Annotated in this window: 14 protein-coding genes; 10 read left to right on the forward strand and 4 right to left on the reverse strand. The window is 64.2% G+C overall.

Annotated elements, in window-relative coordinates; all coding sequences use genetic code 11:
- Positions 1 to 4: 4 nt before the first annotated feature.
- Positions 5 to 970: a bifunctional Delta(1)-pyrroline-2-carboxylate/Delta(1)-piperideine-2-carboxylate reductase gene (lhpI, locus tag AC3CB8_RS29180; protein ID WP_352563662.1), complete on the forward strand. Its 966-nt coding sequence runs from the start codon at positions 5 to 7 to the stop codon at positions 968 to 970.
- On the opposite strand, the gene AC3CB8_RS29185 is transcribed toward lhpI, so the two are convergent.
- Positions 960 to 1,397 carry an EVE domain-containing protein gene (locus AC3CB8_RS29185; protein ID WP_023770625.1) on the reverse strand — a complete coding sequence of 146 codons (438 nt, stop codon included), beginning with the start codon at positions 1,395 to 1,397 and terminating at the stop codon, positions 960 to 962. The genes lhpI and AC3CB8_RS29185 overlap by 11 nt on opposite strands.
- 164 nt (positions 1,398 to 1,561) lie before the next feature.
- On the opposite strand from AC3CB8_RS29185, the gene AC3CB8_RS29190 reads away from it, so the two are divergent.
- The 7 genes from AC3CB8_RS29190 (at position 1,562) to olsB (ending at position 9,213) form a co-directional block, all read left to right on the forward strand.
- The gene (locus AC3CB8_RS29190; RefSeq protein ID WP_023770626.1) at positions 1,562 to 2,050 is read left to right on the forward strand and encodes a hypothetical protein; all 489 of its coding nucleotides are present in this window, start codon (positions 1,562 to 1,564) and stop codon (positions 2,048 to 2,050) included.
- Between the two features lie 110 nt (positions 2,051 to 2,160).
- Positions 2,161 to 3,243 (forward strand): RsmD family RNA methyltransferase, encoded by a 1,083-nt coding sequence (locus AC3CB8_RS29195; RefSeq protein ID WP_023781182.1) that lies wholly within the window; start codon positions 2,161 to 2,163, stop codon positions 3,241 to 3,243.
- Position 3,244: 1 nt separating this feature from the next.
- Positions 3,245 to 4,102: a TrmH family RNA methyltransferase gene (locus tag AC3CB8_RS29200; RefSeq protein ID WP_023781181.1), complete on the forward strand. Its 858-nt coding sequence runs from the start codon at positions 3,245 to 3,247 to the stop codon at positions 4,100 to 4,102.
- 13 nt (positions 4,103 to 4,115) lie between these two features.
- Complete coding sequence (lspA, locus tag AC3CB8_RS29205) at positions 4,116 to 4,613, forward strand: signal peptidase II (protein ID WP_023770628.1); 498 nt, start codon at positions 4,116 to 4,118, stop codon at positions 4,611 to 4,613.
- A 54-nt stretch (positions 4,614 to 4,667) separates the two neighbouring features.
- On the forward strand, positions 4,668 to 5,657 hold the full coding sequence (acuI, locus tag AC3CB8_RS29210; RefSeq protein ID WP_023781180.1) for an acrylyl-CoA reductase (NADPH): 990 nt from the start codon (positions 4,668 to 4,670) through the stop codon (positions 5,655 to 5,657).
- Positions 5,658 to 5,801: 144 nt separating this feature from the next.
- Positions 5,802 to 8,096, forward strand: coding sequence for a hybrid sensor histidine kinase/response regulator (locus tag AC3CB8_RS29215; protein WP_488377362.1), 2,295 nt, complete (start codon positions 5,802 to 5,804; stop codon positions 8,094 to 8,096).
- Positions 8,097 to 8,337: 241 nt separating this feature from the next.
- Positions 8,338 to 9,213 carry a l-ornithine N(alpha)-acyltransferase gene (gene olsB, locus AC3CB8_RS29220; RefSeq protein ID WP_023770631.1) on the forward strand — a complete coding sequence of 292 codons (876 nt, stop codon included), beginning with the start codon at positions 8,338 to 8,340 and terminating at the stop codon, positions 9,211 to 9,213.
- Positions 9,214 to 9,229: 16 nt separating this feature from the next.
- Here the strand turns inward: olsB and AC3CB8_RS29225 are convergent, their stop codons facing one another.
- Positions 9,230 to 9,862 (reverse strand): trimeric intracellular cation channel family protein, encoded by a 633-nt coding sequence (locus AC3CB8_RS29225; protein ID WP_023793746.1) that lies wholly within the window; start codon positions 9,860 to 9,862, stop codon positions 9,230 to 9,232.
- 104 nt (positions 9,863 to 9,966) lie between these two features.
- Positions 9,967 to 10,599 (reverse strand): nucleotide exchange factor GrpE, encoded by a 633-nt coding sequence (gene grpE / locus AC3CB8_RS29230; protein ID WP_352553416.1) that lies wholly within the window; start codon positions 10,597 to 10,599, stop codon positions 9,967 to 9,969.
- Positions 10,600 to 10,714: 115 nt separating this feature from the next.
- On the opposite strand from grpE, the gene AC3CB8_RS29235 reads away from it, so the two are divergent.
- Together AC3CB8_RS29235 and AC3CB8_RS29240 are read left to right on the forward strand one after the other, a co-directional pair.
- Positions 10,715 to 11,038 (forward strand): hypothetical protein, encoded by a 324-nt coding sequence (locus AC3CB8_RS29235; RefSeq protein WP_435053062.1) that lies wholly within the window; start codon positions 10,715 to 10,717, stop codon positions 11,036 to 11,038.
- A gap of 89 nt (positions 11,039 to 11,127) precedes the next feature.
- Positions 11,128 to 12,150, forward strand: coding sequence for a fatty acid desaturase (locus AC3CB8_RS29240; protein ID WP_352566042.1), 1,023 nt, complete (start codon positions 11,128 to 11,130; stop codon positions 12,148 to 12,150).
- A 46-nt stretch (positions 12,151 to 12,196) separates the two neighbouring features.
- On the opposite strand, the gene AC3CB8_RS29245 is transcribed toward AC3CB8_RS29240, so the two are convergent.
- Positions 12,197 to 12,817: a DJ-1/PfpI family protein gene (locus AC3CB8_RS29245; protein WP_352566040.1), complete on the reverse strand. Its 621-nt coding sequence runs from the start codon at positions 12,815 to 12,817 to the stop codon at positions 12,197 to 12,199.
- Positions 12,818 to 12,946 lie beyond the last annotated feature (129 nt).

Here is a 12,946-nt window from a genome sequence, read left to right on the forward strand (position 1 = left end):
TTTCATGCTGACCATTTCGGCCGCGGAGGTCGATCGTGCGCTGACCTTTCCTGGACTGGTCGATACATTGCGCACGGCATTTCGCGAGGGCGCGGTGCAGCCGGTCAGGCATCATCACGCGGTCGAAAGGCCTGACGGCGCGGCGTCGACCTTGTTGCTGATGCCCGCCTGGACCGATTTTCACGCCGCGGGTGGTTGCGCCGGCGGCCATATCGGCGTCAAGATCGTCACCGTCTCGCCCGACAACAACGCCGTCGGCAAGCCCGCCGTGATGGGGCTCTATCTCCTGCTCGATGGCAGCACCGGCGAGCCGGAAGCCCTGATCGACGGCCAGCGGCTGACGCAGTGGCGCACGGCGTGCGCCTCGGCGCTCGCCGCGTCCTATCTCGCCCGCGACGATGCCTCGCGGCTGCTCGTGGTCGGCGCCGGCGCGCTGTCGCCCTTCCTGGCCAAGGCGCACAGCGCCGTGCGACCGATCAAGACCATTCGCATCTGGAACCGCACCCCGGCCAACGCCGAGAAAGTCGCGGCCGATCTGCGCGCCGAGGGCTTCGCGGCCGGCGCCGCGACCGATCTCGATGCCGAGCTTGGCCAGGCCGACATCGTCTCCTCGGCGACAATCACCACCACGCCGCTGATCAAGGGCACGTTGCTGCGGCCGGGAACCCATGTCGACCTGGTCGGCGGCTTCACGCCTGCGATGCGCGAAAGCGATGACGACGCGATCATGCGCGCCCGCGTCTATGTCGACACCCGTGCCGGCGCCACCAAGGAAGCCGGCGACATCGTCCAGCCACTGGCCTCAGGCGTGCTGAAGCCGGACGCCATCGTGGCCGACCTGCACGAACTGGCGCGCGGCCAAAAGGAAGGTCGCGGCAGCCCGGACGAGATTACGCTGTTCAAGTCGGTCGGCGCCGCGCTGGAGGACTTGGCCGCCGGCATTGCCGTCTACAAGGCACTCAGGGGCTAGTCGAAGCGAGTTTGGCGCCCATCGTCTCCGCGATCAAAGCGAAATCGGCCATGCTGATGGCGAACAAGCCAAAGCGCAACGGGTAGCCCCAGTTCGATTTGCCTGAGGTGAACTCCAGCCTCTCAAGCAATGGCTTGATCGGCGTTTCCTGTGCCTGTGCCCAGTCGACATCGCGGCGGAACGGCGTGAAGCCGCCGCCCATGTCGCCTTGGTAGGGGTCTCCTTCCCGCACCGTGCCGATCGCCGTGAACGCCTGCAGACCGTCCTTCTCCCCCAAAACCGTGGTCGGCGAGTAATAGACGATGCCGTCACCGGGCCTGACGCGGCGCAGCGGTGCCGCCTTGCCATGGTTGACCTGCATGAAGCCGTCCTGGCGGCCGCGCCGGACATGCTGCGCCGACGCCACCGCGATCCAACAAGCGTTCATGTCTGTTCCTAATTGGCCTGTTGTCCGTCGGCCAACGCTGCCCGGCAATCGGCCCGAAGTGCCGAAGTGCCGAAGTGCCGAAGTGCCGAACGATAGGGCCAGAGCCGCGGCAATGGCAAGTGCGGCCGTTCGGAACGGCTTCGGCGCGGAATCGTTGTTGCGTCATGCGACTATACGGCTTCCTGCTGTTCTGGTCTGTCTTGACCGCAATGATCGCTGCGCTCAGCCTCGGACCGTCCTTCGCCCATGTCCTGGAATCGGCGCCCCGACTCACCCGATGGTCTCCGGCGCTTTGGCGCGAGGCCACCGTTTTCAACGGCCAGTTCCTGCTCTTCGCAATCGTTGGCGCGCCGCTGGATGTCGCGGCAATCATTGGCCCGGGACTGCTGGCATGGCTGCTGCGCCAGGATCGGCCGGCGTTCTGGTTCGCACTCGCCGCCACCTTGCTCTATGTACTATCACTCGTGCTTTGGTTCATTCTCGTCAGACCGGCCAATAAAATTCTCGCCACCTGGGTGCCGGGGCGAATTCCAGACAATTTCGAAGTCATACGGCTGCGCTGGGAAACCGGCCACATGGCCGTCACGGCGGCCAAGGCTGCCGGCTTCGTTTCGCTGGTTGTCGCACTGCTTTCGATCGGACGTGGCGGCTAAGCCATCGTCCCAATCGCCCTAACCCTCGCAATCGCAATGTGGCTCGGGTTTGTTGCGCCGATGGGCATAGCTGTGGCAGAAGCGGGCCGAACCGCCGGAGAAGCTGTCTCTTGAAGTCTTTTCGCGACAAACGCCGCGACGGCCGCCCGCATCAACCGGGTAAAGGCGAAGCCGCGCAATCGCGTCCACCGGAAGGTCGCGGCGTGGCCAGGCCGGAGGTCAGGCCGCGGCAAGACCTGAAGCCGGACCAGCCCGCACCAAAATCCACGCCCCGCAACCTAGCCCGTCGCGACGGCGTCCTGCCCGCTGAGCAACTTCCGGTAATCCTCGAAGTGGCACCCAACGCGGATTACGCGCTGCTCGACAGCGGCGCGGGACAAAAGCTTGAACAATATGGCCCCTACCGGATCGTGCGGCCCGAGGGCCAGGCGATCTGGCAGAAGGCTCTGCCGGCCAAGGACTGGGAGCGTGCCGACGCGATCTTCACCGGCGACACCGACGAGGAGGGCATCGGCCGCTGGCGTTTTCCCAAGACGCCGCTCGGCGAAACCTGGCCGATGAAGCATGACGGCATCGACTATCTCGGCCGCTTCACCTCGTTTCGCCATGTCGGCGTCTTTCCCGAGCAGGCCTCGCACTGGGACCATATGGCCGGGCTGATCGCCGCCGCCAGGCGGCCGGTCAAGGTACTCAACCTGTTCGGCTATACCGGCCTTGCCTCGCTGGTGGCCGCGCGCGCCGGCGCCGAGGTCACCCATGTCGACGCCTCGAAGAAGGCGATCGGCTGGGCCCGCGAAAACCAGGAGATATCAGGCCTTGGCGCCAAGCCGATCCGCTGGATCGTCGACGACGCGGTCAAGTTCGCCGAACGCGAGGAGCGTCGCGGCAGCCGTTACGACATCATCCTGTTCGATCCGCCGGCCTATGGCCGCGGCCCCAAGGGCGAGGTCTGGCAATTGTTCGAGGACCTGCCTGATTTGACGGATCTCTGTCGCTCGATCCTGACTCCGAAACCGCTTGCCGTGGTGCTGACCGCCTATTCGATTCGTGCCTCCTTCTTCGCCATCCACGCTCTGATGCGCGACACCTTCGCCGGCATGGGCGGCAAGGTTGAATCGGGTGAGCTGATCATCCGTGAAAAGTCCGCCGGCCGGGGGCTTTCGACGTCGCTGTTTTCGCGCTGGGTGGCCTGACATGAACGAACGGCATGCCGGCGCGCCCGGTCAGGTGAAGGAAGTCACCAGCCTTGCCAATCCGCTGATCAAGGACATCAAGGCACTTGCCTTGAAGAAATTCCGCGACCAGCAGAACGCCTTCATGGCCGAGGGGCTGAAGCTGGTCATCGATGCGCTCGACTTGGGCTGGCAGATCAGGACGTTGGTTTTCGCCAAGGCCGGACGCGGCAACGCGGCCGTGGAAAAGGTCGCGGCACGCACCGTCGCCGCCGGCGGCACCGTGCTCGAAGTATCGGAAAAGGTGCTTGTCGCCATCACCCGCCGCGACAATCCACAAATGGTGGTCGGCGTCTTCTCGCAGAAATTCCTGGCCTTGAAGGACATCCGTGCCGACAATGGCGATGTCTGGGTAGCGCTCGACCGGGTGCGCGATCCCGGCAATCTCGGCACCGTCATCCGCACCGTCGATGCCGTCGGCGCCAAGGGCGTCATCCTGGTCGGCGACACCACCGATCCGTTTTCGGTGGAAACGGTGCGCGCCACCATGGGGTCGATCTTCGCCATACCGGTGGCCAAGGCAACGACAGAGGCATTCCTTGCCTGGCGAGGCGGTTTTTCAGGGCTCGTTGCCGGCACGCATCTGAAAGGCGCGGTCGACTACCGCTCGGTCGATTTTTCCCGCGGGCCGGTGCTGCTGATGATGGGCAATGAGCAGCAGGGCCTGCCCGAAAGCCTGGCGGCAAGCTGCGACAGGCTGCTCAGGATTCCGCAGGCGGGCCGCGCCGATTCGCTCAATCTCGCGGTCGCCACCGGCATCATGCTGTTCGAGATCCGGCGCGGCGCGCTGAAGCTCGAACCAATTTCGGACCAGCAATGAGGGTTGCCCAATCGTGAAATCATGGTCTCCCTACGCGCTGCTCGTCATCGTCGCCATCGCGCTCGACCAGTGGATAAAGACACTGGTCGAAGCCGGACTGCCCTTCCAGGAAAAGCTCGACCTCCTGCCCTTTCTGGCGCTGTTCCGCACCTACAACACCGGAATCGCCTTCTCGATGTTCTCCTCCTTCGGCGACACCGGCCTGGTTGTCATCGCGGTGCTGGTCGTCGCTTTCGTGCTTTACCTCGCCACGCGCACGCCATCGGGCCATGTCATCGCCCGCACCGGCTTTGCCCTGATCATCGGCGGCGCGCTGGGCAATCTGATCGACCGCGCCGTCTACGGCCATGTCATCGATTACATCCTGTTCCACACGCCGGTCTGGTCCTTCGCCGTCTTCAACCTTGCCGATGCCTTCATATCGGTGGGCGCGGCGATGGTCGTCTTCGACGAACTCATCGGCTGGCGGCGTGAATCCACGCCTCCGAACGCCAAGCCTTCCGAAGATTGACCTCGCGCGGCCATCGCCGCACAGTCACGCCGAGCAAAGTTCGCGGAGAAAAAGATGACCGAAACCTTCAAAGCCATCCTCGTTTCGCGCGATGCGGAGAAAAAGCAGTCCGTCGCCGTGACCGATCTCACCGACGCCGATCTGATGGAGGGCGACGTCACCATCGCGGTCGAGGCAACGACGGTGAACTACAAGGACGGACTGGCGATATCGGGCAAGGCGCCGGTGATCCGTCGATGGCCATTGGTGCCGGGCATCGACCTTGCCGGCACCGTCATCTCATCTTCCAATCCCCACTGGCGCAAGGGCGACAAGGTCATCCTGAATGGCTGGGGCGTTGGTGAAACCCATTTCGGCGCCTATGCCGGGCGCGCCCGCGTCAAGGGCGACTGGCTGGTGCCTCTGCCGGAAGGCATGAGCGCGCATGATGCCATGGCGGTCGGCACAGCCGGCTATACGGCCATGCTCTGCGTCATGGCGCTGGAGCGGCACGGCATCCTGCCTGAGCGCGGACCTGTCGTGGTGACGGGTGCTGCCGGCGGCGTCGGTTCGGTCGCCGTCTCGATCCTGTCCAGCCTCGGCTACCATGTCATCGCGTCGACCGGCCGCAACGCCGAAAGCCCCTATCTGATCAACCTCGGCGCCGCCGAGGTGATATCGCGCGACGAACTCAACCAACCCGCCAAGCCGTTGGCCAAGGAGCGCTGGGCCGGCGGCATCGATTCGGTCGGCAGCCACACGCTGGCCAATGTGCTGTCGATGACCTCCTATGGCGGCGCGGTCGCGGCCTGCGGCCTAGCCGGCGGCATGGATCTTCCGTCGAGTGTCGCCCCTTTCATCCTGCGCGGCGTCTCCCTGCTCGGCATCGATTCGGTGATGGCGCCGAAGGCCGTACGCCTCGAGGCCTGGCGGCGCATCGGCTCCGATCTCGATGTGGACAAGCTCGCCAGCCTGTCCACGACCATCGGCTTCGACGGCATCATCGGTGCGGCACACGACATCGTCGACGGCAAGATCCGCGGCCGCGTCGTCGTCGACATGTGACCCGGCTCAGGGGTGGCAGGCGCGGGGCGAAATTCCCCCATTGGCTGGCAAATCCGTCGCCGCCGGGCCAAAAACGCCCGATCAACTAAAATTCGAACGATCCCCCGCAATTTTCCATAATCTCTATCTGGCAAAGGATTTCGCATGATCGCGGAATCCGACAGCCAACAGGCCGACGCCGGCGACGACATCGATGCGGCATCGGCGCAACTGCCGGTATCGGCGCGGCGGTTTATCGCCGCGCCGCCGCTGGTCCCTGATCAGCAACCGGCCAAGCGCGAAGGCCTGCCGGTCCTGACCTTCGTTGCCGTCATGCTGCTGGCCGGCCTCTCATCCCTGACCGGGGCGCCAGTCTTCATCAGCCTTGCCTTGCTGGCAACCGGCCTTGCTGGCCTGGCCATGCATCTGCGCGCCAGACGCAGCGTACGCCGCACTGCGGTCCTGCTCGACGAAACCACCGCCCGCAACCGCGCCGAGATCGAGACGCTGGCCGACCGCATGTGGGAGATGCAGGAAAGCGAGGAGCGCTTTCGCGGTCTCATCGACGCGCTCGGCGATCTCGTCATCCATCGCGACCGCGACGGTTACATCGTCTACGCCAACAAGGTGTTCGCCGACATCGTCGAAACCGATCCGCGCGATCTTGCCGGCAAGACCTTGGCCGAATTCGGGATCGAGGTCGGCATCGTTCCCGATGCGGCTTTCTCAGATCATGAATGCCTGAGTTCCACCGACGTTGCCATCCGCACGCCGACGGGCCCGCGCTGGTTCTCCTGGATCGAGCTGTCGGTGCGCGAAAAGGACAGCGGTGCCGTCTCGCATCGCGCCATCGCCCGCGACATCACAGCACGCAAGCGCGCTGAGTCGTCCATGATCACCGCGCGCGAGCGGGCCGAGTTCGCCAGCCAGGCCAAGTCGCGCTTCCTCGCCACCGTCAGCCATGAGATCCGCACGCCGATGAACGGCATCATGGGCATGGCCAGGCTGCTTGCCGACACCAGCCTTTCGCCGGAGCAGCAGACCTATGTCGGCGCCATCTCGACCTCGGCCAGCGCCTTGCTTGCCCTGATCGAGGACCTGCTCGATTATTCCAAGATCGAGGCCGGACGCTTCGATCCCGAACCGCAGCCCATGTCGGTGCGCGAGATCGCCGACAACATCATCGAATTGATGGCCGCGCGGGCCTTCGCCAAGAATATCGGCCTCGGCTGCCATGTCGAACCGGATGTGCCGCAATTGATCACCGCCGATCCGGGCCGGGTCCGGCAGGTGCTGCTCAACCTCATCGGCAACGCCATCAAGTTCACCGACAGTGGCGGCGTGCTGGTCAGCGTCGCGCGCGCCCGAACCGAGACCAGCGACCGCATCTGCTTCACCATCGCCGATACGGGTCCCGGCCTGCGCGACGAGGACATGGAGCGCATCTTCGAGGAGTTCGAACAGGCCGACGGCACCTCGACGCGCACGCATGGCGGTGCTGGACTGGGACTTGCCATCTCCAAGCGCTTGGTGGCCGCAATGGGCGGCACGATTTCGGTTTCCAGCCGGCTTGGCCAGGGATCGGAATTCGTCTTCGAGATTCCCGCCACGTCAGCCACCGAGCCGCCGCAGGGCCGGTTGAACGCGCTTGCCGGGCGACGCGCCGTGATCGTGTCCAAGAACACCGTCGAGGCCGACGCCATCGCCCGCACCATCCGCTCCAATGGCGGCGCGGCCGGTATCGCCACCACCGTGGCTCAGGCCGCATCCTTCGCCGACGGCTGCGACGTGCTTCTGGTCGACGCGGCCATGGAAGAGAGTGACGGAAGGCTGCTCAAGCGGCTTCGCCAGCATGGGTTTTCTGATTGCGAAGCCGTCACGCTGATCGCACCCACCGACCGCGGCATGCTGGGCGAGTTTCGTGCCAGCGGCTACGCGACTTTCCTTGCCCGGCCGGTGCGCGGAGGAACACTTTTGCGTGTCCTTTTGAGCAGCCACGCACCGGTCCTGGCCCAGCCGCAGCCGGAAAAACGCCGCGCGCCGGCGCTTCGTGCCTCAGGCGAACGCCAGCACGGCCTGTCCGTGCTGATCGCCGAGGACAACGACATCAATGCCATGTTGGCCCGCGCGACGCTGTTGAAGGCCGGGCATCGCGTCAAGGTGGTCGGCAACGGCAAGGCCGCCGTCGAGGCGGTCACCGGTGCCGGCAACAAGCACCGCTTCGACGTGGTGCTGATGGATCTCCACATGCCGGTCATGGACGGACTGGACGCCATTGCCGCGATCCGCCGCCATGAAGAGGAGGCCTCCGTGCCGCCGGTGCCGATTATGGTGCTGTCGGCCGACAGCCAGGAAAAAACCCGCCATGCGGTGCTCGCCCACGGTGCCAGCGGCTTCGTCACCAAGCCGCTCGACCCCGATGCACTGGTCAGCGCCGTCGAGGGCCAGGTCGCCGCCTGAGCCCGCTTTTCCGGGTGCGTGGCTGGTCAATGCCGCCGAAAAGCAGCCCATTCTCGGCGCCCCGCGAACGCGACGCGCCGTGGGGTCCTGTGACGCAACGTAGCCGGTTGACCGTTTTCGCCAGCCGACGAAGTATTGCCCGCAACGCCGTATCACGGTACTGTCACAATCCTGTTGCACCTACACCGTATCCCCGTGCCAAGAGGGATGGCTCGAAGGAGAATCACTCGTGCATACAGTTATGCCGGAATGTGACACTCGGCCGAACGCCAGCAGCGCCTTGCTCGCCGGACGTAATGTCGATTCCGTCATAAAGGGTGCGGCGCTCGGCCGTATCGGCAATCTCGAAGTGCGGCTCGCCCGCAACGAGGCCGAGATCGCGGCCGCGCAGGAAGTGCGTTACCGTGTATTCTATGACGAGCTTGGCGCCAGGAAGGATCTGTTCCAGGCGCAGGACCGCCGCGACGCCGACCGTTTCGACCCGCTCTGCGACCATCTGCTCGTCCTCGACACCACGCTGTCCGGCCCTGAGCACCGCCGCATCGTCGGTACCTATCGCTTGCTGCGGCAAGAAATCGCGGCAACCGCCGGGGGCTTCTATTCCGAAGGCGAATTCGAGCTGACCAAGCTCATCGCCCGCCATCCCAGCCAGCGGTTCCTTGAACTCGGCCGTTCCTGCGTCTTGCCGGAATACCGTTCGAAGCGCACCATCGAAGCGCTATGGCAAGGCATCTGGGCCTACATCAATCACTACCAGATCGGGGTGATGACCGGCTGCGCCTCGTTCCATGGCACCGTGCCGGCCGCGCATGCGGAGGCGCTCACCTATCTTGCCCATCACTGCCGCACCAACTCGGCCTGGGACGTGCGCGCTGTGTCCGGGCGCTATTGCTCCATGGATCTGATGCCGATCGAGGCGGTCAACACCAAGGCCGCGATCGCGGCGATGCCGCCTCTGGTCAAGGGCTATCTGCGGGTCGGCGCTCGCATCGGCGATGGTTGCGTCATCGACCGCGAATTCTCCACGGTCGACATTTTCGTCGTGATGCCGGTCAAGGAGATCGGTGCCCGCTACGTCAACTACTATGGCGGGGAAGCGCAGCGCTTCGCCGCGTGACGCGAATAGCTTCTTTTCATGGAATGTCTTCCGGCCGCCGGCCGGGCCGGCTCTTGTAGGCTGGAAAGGTCCAGCCGAAACGGAGCGCGCCGCCGCGAACGGCGAACGCCGCGGCGAAGCCGGCCAGCTCTGAAAAAATCGGCGGCAATCCTGTGACGTCGCCAGCCGTGAAGATGGCAGCGCCTGCCAGAGCGGCCGTAACATAGATTTCCGGCCTCAGCAGTACCGAGGGCTCGCCGGCCAGCAGATCGCGCAGGATGCCGCCTGACGTGGCGGTGAGCACGCCGGTGATGACGGAGACGACCGGCGAACCCGTAATGGCCAGACCCTTGGCCGCACCCATCACCGAAAAAGCGGCCAATCCGATGGCGTCGAGCCAGAGCAGCCATTTCCAGCGGGATTCGACACGGTGCGCGGCAAAGAACACCAGCACCGCGACCGCCGCGCAGATCAGAACGTAGCTCGAGTTGGCGACCCAGAAAACCGGCAGATTGAGGATGACGTCACGAAGCGTGCCGCCGCCGATGCCGGTGACGCTGGCCAGGAACAGGAAGCCGATAATGTCGAGCTGTTTGCGCGACGCCGCCAACGCCCCCGTCGCCGCGAAGACGGCAACGCCGGCATAGTCGAGGAGGGCGATCGGGTTCATGGAGTGAGTAGTGAAGTAGTCGGTAGTGAATGGCAATTGGCGAAGCAGGCGCCTACTCGTCCCGGTCCTTGCTACTCACTACTCTCTATTCGCAACCCCACTAATCACGCATCTTTCTCGGCCTGCTCATTGACCGGCCCTGGTTCGACCGGCGCGTCGGCGGCAATTTTCGGACCGCCCTTGGCGACGCCGACCATGGCCGGGCGAAGCACCCGCTCGCCGATCGAATAGCCCGGCTGCACGACCTGGACCACGGTGTTGGCCGGGACATCGGGATTGGGCACTTCAAACATTGCCTGGTGGAAATTGGGATCGAACTTCTCGCCCTCGGGAGCAAGTTTCTTGACCCCATGCCGTTCCAGCGCCGACAGCATGGCGCGCTCGGTCAGGTCGACGCCTTCGATCAGCGCCTTGAAGCCGGCATCCCCCGATGCCTTGGCCTCGGCGGGAATGGCATCCAGGGCGCGGCGCAGATTGTCCGACACCGACAGCATGTCGCGGGCGAAATTCGCCACCGCATAAGTGCGCGCGTCATGCACGTCGCGCGCGGTGCGGCGGCGCAGGTTTTCCATCTCGGCCGCGACCCGCAGCGCGCGGTCCTTCAGCTCTTCATTTTCCTTCAGCAGCCGCACAAGCGCTTCGTAGTCGCCATCGATGCTGCCTTCCGTGCGCTCGGCATTGGCCTCGGCCGCCTCGGCTTCATTGGGCGTGCGTTCGTCTTTTGCCTGGTCGCTCATCGCCGTTTCCCGTCATCTCGAATGGCATGGATTTTGTGCCCGATATCGAGGTTCGCAGGCCAAAAATCAAGGGGAAAGCGACGGCAAGAGCCTGCGACCGGATCAGGAAAGCACGGTGGGACGTTTCGATTTTAATTCAAATTTTACCCTACTTGCCGGCTTTGCTTGCCACGAGGCGGTGATGCGGGAACCATTCCGCTGCTGGGGGAGTTTCGGAGCCGACGCAGGGATTTTTGAAATGATGACCCGCAACAAGCTTGAAAAAGGAGAAAGGCTCGCTGCGGAGGTTCGGCGGCAGTTTGGCGCCGAGGCAGTGACGCGCTTTCTGCGCACCTTGCCGGCCTTCCGCATCGAACCTGACATCCCGGACCGATTTGAGCAATTGCTCGAGCATCTCGACCGGGTCGAGGATGGCGACGCCGGATGGCGACGGCAGTAGGATCGCCAGGGCCTTACGCGACAATTACGCACAGTAACTTTGCGTGATCCCTGACTTGCGGTGGCGGCACACCCCGCCTATGCTTCCTGATGAACATGATTTCCCCCGAGGCAGCTGCCAACAGCAAGCGCGCCTGGCTAAAGATCCTGGCGCGCTACAAGAAGCCTGACAGGCGGCGTAGCACACTCGAACTGGCCATCACCCTGATTCCTTTCGCCACGCTGTGGGCTCTGTCTTCCGCTGCCTATGCCTATGGTCATTGGTGGGGACTGGTCCTGATCCTGCCCGCGGCCGGTTTCCTGGTGCGGATTTTCATGATCCAGCACGATTGCGGCCATGGCTCCTTCTTTGCCAATCGCATTGCCGATGACTGGATCGGCCGCGCGCTGGGCATCCTGACGCTGACGCCCTACGACTGCTGGCGGCGTGCCCATGCCACCCATCATGCCAGCGCCGGCAACCTCGACGAACGCGGCATGGGCGATATCAGGACGCTGACCGTCGCCGAATACCGGCGGATGTCCTGGCGGGGTCGCCTGGCTTATCGCCTCTACCGCCATCCCCTGGTGATGTTCGGCCTGGGGCCGATCTGGCTGTTCATCTTCTCGCAAAGGTTGCCCGTCGGCATGATGCGCGGCGGCCTGACGCCCTGGGTGTCGTCGATGACCACCAATCTTGGCATCGCGGTTGCCGCGGCCATCCTCATCTGGGTCATCGGCCCTGGTGCGTTCCTGATCGTCCATCTGCCGATCGTCATTCTTGCCGGTTCGGCCGGCATCTGGCTGTTCTATGTCCAGCACCAGTTCGAGGAGACCGAATGGGCGAAGGATGAGGAATGGGAGTTCCAACGCGCCGCCCTGCACGGCTCGTCCTATTACGACCTTCCGCCGGTGCTGAACTGGTTCACCGGCAATATCGGCGTTCACCACGTCCACCACCTCTCCGCCAAGGTGCCCGGCTACCGGCTGCAGGAAGTGCTGCGGGATTATCCCGAGCTGCGCGGCATCGGCCGCGTCACGCTGCTCGAGAGCCTGCGCTGCGTCAAACTGGCCTTGTGGGACGAAAGCCGCCACAAACTGGTGTCGTTCCGCGAAGCGCGGATGGCGGCGTAGAGCATACCGCCGCGCCAGCGCGCGGCGGTAGTTCCCCAAACCTTTCTCAGGCCGCTTGCCGCTCGTCGCGCATCAGGATCTGGCCATGGCGGATCTCCGTGCCCAGCACCTGCAGGCATTCGCGGATGAAATTGGACAGGCCCGGCCAGCCCTTGGCCGAAACAAGATTGCCGTCGACATGGGCCCCGTTGGGCGCGACGTCGACATAGATGCCGCCGGCCAGCGTGACTTCCGGCTCGCAATAATGAAGCGCCGCCACTTCCCTGCCCCGCACCACGCCGTCGACCGCGATCAGGCTCTGCACGCCATGGCAGATGGTGAAGATCGGCTTTCCTGTCTCATGGAAGTGCCGCACCAGCGCCTGCACGCGCTTGTCGATACGAATGTATTCGGGACCGCGCCCGCCCGCCGCGTAGACGGCATCGTACTGGGCCGGATCCACCTCGGAAAACGTCTTGTTGAGGATGTAATCGTGTCCGGGCTTCTCGGTGTAGGTCTGGTGGCCCTCGAAATCGTGCAGCGATGTCTTCAGCACATCGCCTGCCTTCTTGTCCGGGCAAACGACATGCACGGTATGGCCGACGGCATGCATGGCCTGTTCAAAGACGAAAATCTCATATTCCTCGCTGAACTCGCCAACGAGCATCAATATCTTCTTGCCAGCCATTCCCGGTTCCTCCCTTTGTGGCCATTTATTTCGGGTCGCGAAATAACAGCGATATCCTAAGGGCAAGATGCCGAGAGGAAAAGCGCAAATCGCACAGTTGGTACGACCAGCTTCGAGTGAGAGGGCCTT

This window comes from Mesorhizobium sp. P160927 (genome assembly GCF_057766385.1).

Coding starts and splice junctions, on each gene's coding strand:
- lhpI (WP_352563662.1), top strand. CDS start 5: ATGCTGACCATTTCGGCCGCGGAGGTCGATCGTGCGCTGACCTTTCCT.
- olsB (WP_023770631.1), top strand. CDS start 8,338: ATGCCGGAATGTGACACTCGGCCGAACGCCAGCAGCGCCTTGCTCGCC.
- acuI (WP_023781180.1), top strand. CDS start 4,668: ATGACCGAAACCTTCAAAGCCATCCTCGTTTCGCGCGATGCGGAGAAA.
- AC3CB8_RS29185 (WP_023770625.1), bottom strand. CDS start 1,397: ATGAACGCTTGTTGGATCGCGGTGGCGTCGGCGCAGCATGTCCGGCGC.
- AC3CB8_RS29190 (WP_023770626.1), top strand. CDS start 1,562: ATGCGACTATACGGCTTCCTGCTGTTCTGGTCTGTCTTGACCGCAATG.
- AC3CB8_RS29240 (WP_352566042.1), top strand. CDS start 11,128: ATGAACATGATTTCCCCCGAGGCAGCTGCCAACAGCAAGCGCGCCTGG.
- AC3CB8_RS29200 (WP_023781181.1), top strand. CDS start 3,245: ATGAACGAACGGCATGCCGGCGCGCCCGGTCAGGTGAAGGAAGTCACC.
- AC3CB8_RS29225 (WP_023793746.1), bottom strand. CDS start 9,862: ATGAACCCGATCGCCCTCCTCGACTATGCCGGCGTTGCCGTCTTCGCG.
- AC3CB8_RS29245 (WP_352566040.1), bottom strand. CDS start 12,817: ATGGCTGGCAAGAAGATATTGATGCTCGTTGGCGAGTTCAGCGAGGAA.
- AC3CB8_RS29215 (WP_488377362.1), top strand. CDS start 5,802: ATGATCGCGGAATCCGACAGCCAACAGGCCGACGCCGGCGACGACATC.
- grpE (WP_352553416.1), bottom strand. CDS start 10,599: ATGAGCGACCAGGCAAAAGACGAACGCACGCCCAATGAAGCCGAGGCG.